The organism is Candidatus Aminicenantes bacterium, assembly GCA_026393795.1.
Lineage (GTDB): Bacteria > Acidobacteriota > Aminicenantia > UBA2199 > UBA2199 > UBA2199.
Genome location: JAPKZL010000277.1, coordinates 1 through 5,469, shown reverse-complemented (window position 1 = coordinate 5,469; position 5,469 = coordinate 1). Strand labels below are relative to the sequence as shown.

The 5,469-nt window shown below is 60.6% G+C and carries 4 protein-coding genes and 2 pseudogenes; 3 read left to right on the top strand and 3 right to left on the bottom strand.

Going from position 1 to position 5,469, the window contains the following annotated elements; translation table 11 throughout:
* From NTW95_13370 to NTW95_13360, 3 genes are all read right to left on the bottom strand, one after another.
* Positions 1 to 191, bottom strand: a 191-nt coding sequence (locus tag NTW95_13370; protein ID MCX6558397.1) for a hypothetical protein, incomplete at its 3' end; no start/stop codon positions are given.
* Positions 192 to 257: 66 nt separating this feature from the next.
* Positions 258 to 1,775: a DUF2817 domain-containing protein gene (locus tag NTW95_13365; protein MCX6558396.1), complete on the bottom strand. Its 1,518-nt coding sequence runs from the start codon at positions 1,773 to 1,775 to the stop codon at positions 258 to 260.
* Complete coding sequence (locus NTW95_13360; GenBank protein ID MCX6558395.1) at positions 1,772 to 3,253, bottom strand: amino acid permease; 1,482 nt, start codon at positions 3,251 to 3,253, stop codon at positions 1,772 to 1,774. The genes NTW95_13365 and NTW95_13360 overlap by 4 nt, the downstream gene beginning before the upstream one ends.
* A 153-nt stretch (positions 3,254 to 3,406) precedes the next feature.
* Between NTW95_13360 and clpS the strand changes: the two genes are divergently transcribed.
* The 3 genes and pseudogenes from clpS (at position 3,407) to NTW95_13345 (ending at position 5,469) form a co-directional block, all read left to right on the top strand.
* A complete protein-coding gene (gene clpS / locus NTW95_13355) occupies positions 3,407 to 3,730 on the top strand; it encodes an ATP-dependent Clp protease adapter ClpS (protein MCX6558394.1) in 324 nt (107 codons plus the stop codon).
* A gap of 19 nt (positions 3,731 to 3,749) precedes the next feature.
* A pseudogene (locus NTW95_13350) lies at positions 3,750 to 3,926 on the top strand (hypothetical protein).
* 340 nt (positions 3,927 to 4,266) lie between these two features.
* Positions 4,267 to 5,469, top strand: a pseudogene (locus tag NTW95_13345) (AAA family ATPase).

Here is a 5,469-nt window from a genome sequence, read left to right as displayed (position 1 = left end):
TTGCCGGCCATGGCCAGGATCAGGCCGATGCGCGAGCCCCATTGCATGCGACCGCCTTTATCGACCTGGCCGGTCTCTTTTTTCTTCTTGGCCAGCAGCACGCGGGTAAAGCAGTAAACCGTCAATACCAGGATCACGCCCCAGGCCGCGGCCAGGGAGAGCCAGCCCCATAATGTCAGTCCTCCGTTCATATTTTTCGCCTCCTCGGTTAAAGGAAAATACTATTCAATCGGCTAAAAATTGTCAAGACAATGAACCTACTCGATCTCTTCCAGGGGAAGCTCGATCTTCTCCATCAAGCGCATGACCGGATACACGCCGCCTTCCCGCATGTAGGCGCCGAATGCCGCGGGGACTTCGCCGGTGTCGGTCAGGATGCCCCAGGAGGATTCCGGTTCGAGCAGCAGCGGGATCAGGCGCCGCGCCGGCTGGTTCAGGAAGACCACGACATCGCCCGCATGCAGGCCGGTCTTTTCACTCGTCTTTTCCAGGTCGAGTTCGGGCTTTGAGATCTCCTCCTCGATGCGTCCGGCGACATGCAGCACCTGGTAACGCTCCACGGTCGCTGCGGCCGGGGCCGTGAGCCGGAAAAGCCGCATTTGGTGGCGTTGCAGCAGTTCGATCAGTGCGGTTTCCGTTGCCGGGATGATGTAGGCGAACGGCAGCGGGACGCTTTTCTTGATCTTGACCAGCGGCGCGAAATTCTTCCATTCGCGCGTTTCCGCCTTCCATTCGGCCAGGTTGAAGACGGGGAAGGCGATGCTGGGCCGCGCCGGGTCGGGGAAGTAATCCATGCGCACGAAGGCGCGCTCGTCGGCCGCGACCTCCTGGAGCAGCCCGGTCCGCGCCGTGCGCACCAGATTCATGATCTCGCCGCCCCGCTCAGCAACGGTGCGCAGGAAGGCGGTCATGGCGCTGAGCTGGGTGGCGGAGCGCCGTTCCAGCATGTTGTCCATGCCGCCATAGCGCTTGCCCTCGAGGATGAAGGCCAGGGTGCCATAGATGCCGAAGCCCTGGCGGCCGTCGTCGATGTCGTTGGTGGAAAAGCGCAGGCGGTCATGCTCGTCGGGGGAGCCGACCATGTAGGGGAACAGGATATAGCCGTCCTTTTCGACCCGTTCCCTGACGGCCGGATAAAAGACCTCCTGGCTGAAGGCGCGAATTCCGGCATCGGTGTTCAGGTTGCTGAGGCTCCCCAGCATTTCATCGACATTTTTTATCACACCCTGGCCGACCCACCACGGCGAGACGGCTCCATACTCGTGAACGTCGAGGACGATTTCCGGGAACCACCGTTGGAACAGCCGGTGCAGGGCCAGGGTCTCCGGTTCGCTCAGCAGGACGTGGTTGCGGTTCAAATCGCGGTTGTTGGCGTTGCGACGCTGCTTCAGCTCGGAACCGTCGGGGTTGGCCGTCGGCACCAGGATCAGGTCGAGGCGTTCAAGAATATTTTTTTCGCTTCCCAGCAGCTCGGCGGCCAGGAGCAGGGCGGCCTCCTTTCCCGAGACCTCGTCGCCGTGCTGCTGGCAGAAAATGAGCGCCAGCGGCTTCTTGCCCCGCTGGCCGGCGAAGGTGTTGCTGGAAAAAAAGAGCGCCGGGATGTCCCTTCCCTGGACCGATCGGCCGATCGTCTCCAGGGATACCCGGCCACTGGCGGCGTCCAGTTTTTTCAATTGAACCATCATGTCGGGATAGGCGGTCAGCTTTTTTGTCTGGCTGCAAAGGGAAGCGGCCGACAGCGTCAGGGCGAGAATCACGGAAAAAGTCCTTTTCATGATGCCTCCCTGGTCTTGCGCCGTTTCCAATAGATGTAGCCCGGAATGCCCAGGGCCACCAGAACCAGGCCGGCCAGCGAGTTGATCAGCGGCGCCCGGCCGTTCACATAGTTGCTGATGTCGGAGTACAAGGTGAAAACGACATAGATCATGGCGAATATGATGAACAGGACCGGCACGGCCGGATAGCCCCAGACGCGGTAAGGGCGCTCGTGATCGGGCATTTTACGGCGCAGGACGATCACCCCGAGGGCGGCGGCGGCGTAAAATATCCAGGAAACGAAGATCAGCATGTCGGTCAGCTGGTCGAAGGTGCCGCTCAGGATAAGTACCGACGTCCAGATGCCCTGGACGATCAACGACGGCCCGGGGGTGCGGAAGCGGGGATGGACGTCCTGCAGCTTCCTGAAAAACAATTTCTCCCTGGCCATGGCATAGTAGACCCGCGCCGACATCATCAGCGTGCCGTTGGTCGTGCCGAAAGTGGAAATCATGATGGCGATGGCGATCAGGCTGCCGCCCAAGTTCCCCAGGAAGGATGAGGCGGCGTCGGTGGCCACCAGGTAGGACTGGCCGCTGGCTTCCGCGGCCAGGTACTTGGCGCCCATGACCTTGGCCGGGATGAGGTAGAAGTAGGCCAGGTTGATCAGGAGGTAGATCGTGATAAAGGTCGCGGTGGCGATGATCATGGCCCGGGGCATGTTCTTCTGCGGGTTCTTGATTTCGCCGGCCAGGTAGGTGATGTTGATCCAGCCGTCGTAGGCCCAGAAGGCGCCGGCCATGGCGATGATAAAGGCCAAAAACACGGGGGTGTAACCGTGGCTGAAGGCTACGGCCGACTGGGTGAAGTTGGCCAGGCTGCCGTGGCCGATGGTGAAAGCGAGCACCACGATGGCCAGGATGGCCGCGATCTTCAAGGAGGTGAAGAGAATTTGCACGGCGCTGCCCAGGCGCACGCCCAGGTAGTTGATCACGGTCAGGAACAGGATCAGCAGGATGGTGCAGCCTTTCAGGCCGATGAACTTGAACGGCGTGATCGAGCCGAGGCCGGGGATGCGCAGGGCGAACGCTTCCCAGGCCGGCCCCAGGCGCGGGAACCTGAAAAAATAGCCCAGGGAATCGGAGAAGACATAGGCGATGGAGGCGATGGAGCCCGTCTGGATGACGATGAACACCGCCCAGCCGTACAGGTAGCCGGCGAAATCGCCGTAGCTCTTGTTGAAATAGACATACTGGCCGCCGGCGGCCGGGAACATTCCCGAGATCTCGGCGATGCTTAAGACCCCGAAAAGGGTCATCACGCCGGCAACGACCCAGACCAGGAGCAGCAGCAGCGGCGATTCGAGCTGCGAGGCCATCAGCCCGGGTTTCTTGAAGATGCCCGAGCCGATGACCGAGCCGATGGCGAAGGCCACGGCGGCGACCAGGCCGATCTCCCTGAGCAGTTCGACCGGTTGTTTCCTTTCACTTCCATTCATGATTGGCCTCTTTTTTATTTTGGATTCTTCATTCTGCCAAATAAAAGAAAAAACATTATAGAAAGTAGTTTTAATGAAAGCAATAGCAACTGATTTGTTTGTTGACAGTCGGGGAGCAATCGGCTAAAATTGGCCGGGAGATAGAGGCCAGCCATGGGCAGTGATCAAAATACTATTTTCGGGTCCGATGCAGAACTGCAGATAAAGGAAGAGACCGAAATACGCGAGCCGAAGATGTACCGGGTCGTTTTGCACAACGATCATTTTACGACCATGGAGTTCGTGGTCGAGATCCTGGTCAAAATATTTCATAAACCTGCCCAGGAGGCCACCCAAATCATGCTCGACGTGCACCGCCGCGGTAGCGGCAATTGCGGCGTCTATTCCCTGGACATCGCGCGCACCAAGGTGGCGCAGGTGCATGCCCTGGCCCGCCAGCATGAATTCCCGCTGCGCTGCAGCTACGAGGAAGCCTGAACCGATCACCGGCTAAAAAATGGAAATCAACGAGGAATTGAATCGCATCCTGGCCGTGGCCTTCGCCGATGCCCGCAGCCGCACCAGCGAATACCTGACCCCCGAGCATCTCTTCTACGTGTCGCTTTTTTTTGAAAACCCGGCGGCCATCATCAGCCAGTGCGGCGCCAATGTCGAGCTGCTGAAAAAGGAACTGGAGACCTACCTCAACGAAAAGGTGCCGAAGGCGACCGGCTTCGACCCGGTGGCCTCGCTCGGGTTTCAGGAATTGATGGAACAGGCGATCGTCCACACGGTCGCTGCCGAGAAAAAGGAATTGGCCATCGGCGACATTTACGCCGCCCTGCTGGAGGAAAAGGAGTCTTTCGCCGCCTACATGCTGCAGCGCCAGGGGGTCAGCCGCTACGACCTGCTCAACGCCATCACTCACGGCCCCGACGCGGCCGCTCCGGCCGCAGCGGCAGTAAATGGCGCCGCTGCAGGGAGCGACAGGGCGCGCGGACGTAAAAAGGAGGCCCCGACCGCCAAGGACGGGCGAACCGCTGATCGGCCGCGAAGATATCCTGTCGAGGACGCTGCAGGTCCTCTGCCGGCGCAGCAAGAACAATCCCGTCCATGTCGGCGATCCAGGCGTCGGCAAGACCGCCATCACCGAGGGGCTGGCGCAGCGGGTGGTGCAGGGGCAGGTGCCGCCGGCGCTGCGTTCCATCAAGATCTACGCCCTGGACATGGGGGCTTTGCTGGCCGGGACCCGCTACCGCGGCGATTTCGAGGAACGGCTGAAAAAAGTGCTGAACGTCCTGCAGCATGAAAAGAACGCCATCCTGTTCATCGACGAGATCCACACCGTCATCGGCGCCGGAGCGGTATCGGGCGGTGCGCTGGATGCCGCCAACATACTCAAGCCGGTGCTGGCCCTGGGTAAGCTGCGCTGCATCGGCACGACCACCCACGAGGAGTACAAGAAATACTTCGAGAAGGACCGCGCCCTGGCGCGCCGCTTCCAGAAAATCGAGATCCCCGAGCCCTCGATCGAGGAGACCTATGACATCCTCCTCGGCTTGCGCTCGCGCTACCAGGATTACCACCGCGTCGTCTACCCCGAGGAAACCCTGCGCGCGGCCGCAGAATTGTCAGGCAAGTACATCAACGACCGCTTCCTGCCCGACAAGGCCATCGATGTCATCGATGAGGCCGGAGCCTATGCGCGCATGAGCGCCCCGGAAAAGGGTGGGCCGATAACCATCGGCATGGAAGCCATCGAGCAGGTGGTGGCCAAAATCGCCAAGATCCCGCGCCGCAGCGTGTCGGTGTCCGAGGTCAGGAACCTGCAGCTCCTGGAGGAGGAATTAAAGGCCAGGATCTTCGGCCAGGATCACGCGGTGGAGAAAGTGGCCTGGGCCATCAAGCGTTCCCGCTCCGGTTTGAGCGAGGCGGACAAGCCGGTGGCCAAGTTCCTCTTCGTCGGGCCGACCGGAGTGGGCAAAACCGAGCTGGCTCGGCAGCTGGCCGACGTCTTAAGCATCCCGCTGCTGCGCTTCGACATGAGCGAATACCAGGAAAAGCACACGGTTTCGCGCCTGGTGGGCGCCCCGCCCGGCTACGTCGGCTACGAGGAAGGGGGACTGCTGACCGATGCCGTGCGCAAGTCGCCCTACTGCGTCCTGCTCCTCGATGAGATCGAGAAAGCCCACGCCGACATTTTCAACATCCTGCTGCAGGTGATGGATTATGCCACC

What these genes read in the sequence shown, in the direction of transcription:
- NTW95_13365 (MCX6558396.1), bottom strand. Translation starts at nt 1,775, where the DNA reads ATGAAAAGGACTTTTTCCGTGATTCTCGCCCTGACGCTGTCGGCCGCT.
- NTW95_13360 (MCX6558395.1), bottom strand. Translation starts at nt 3,253, where the DNA reads ATGAATGGAAGTGAAAGGAAACAACCGGTCGAACTGCTCAGGGAGATC.
- clpS (MCX6558394.1), top strand. Translation starts at nt 3,407, where the DNA reads ATGGGCAGTGATCAAAATACTATTTTCGGGTCCGATGCAGAACTGCAG.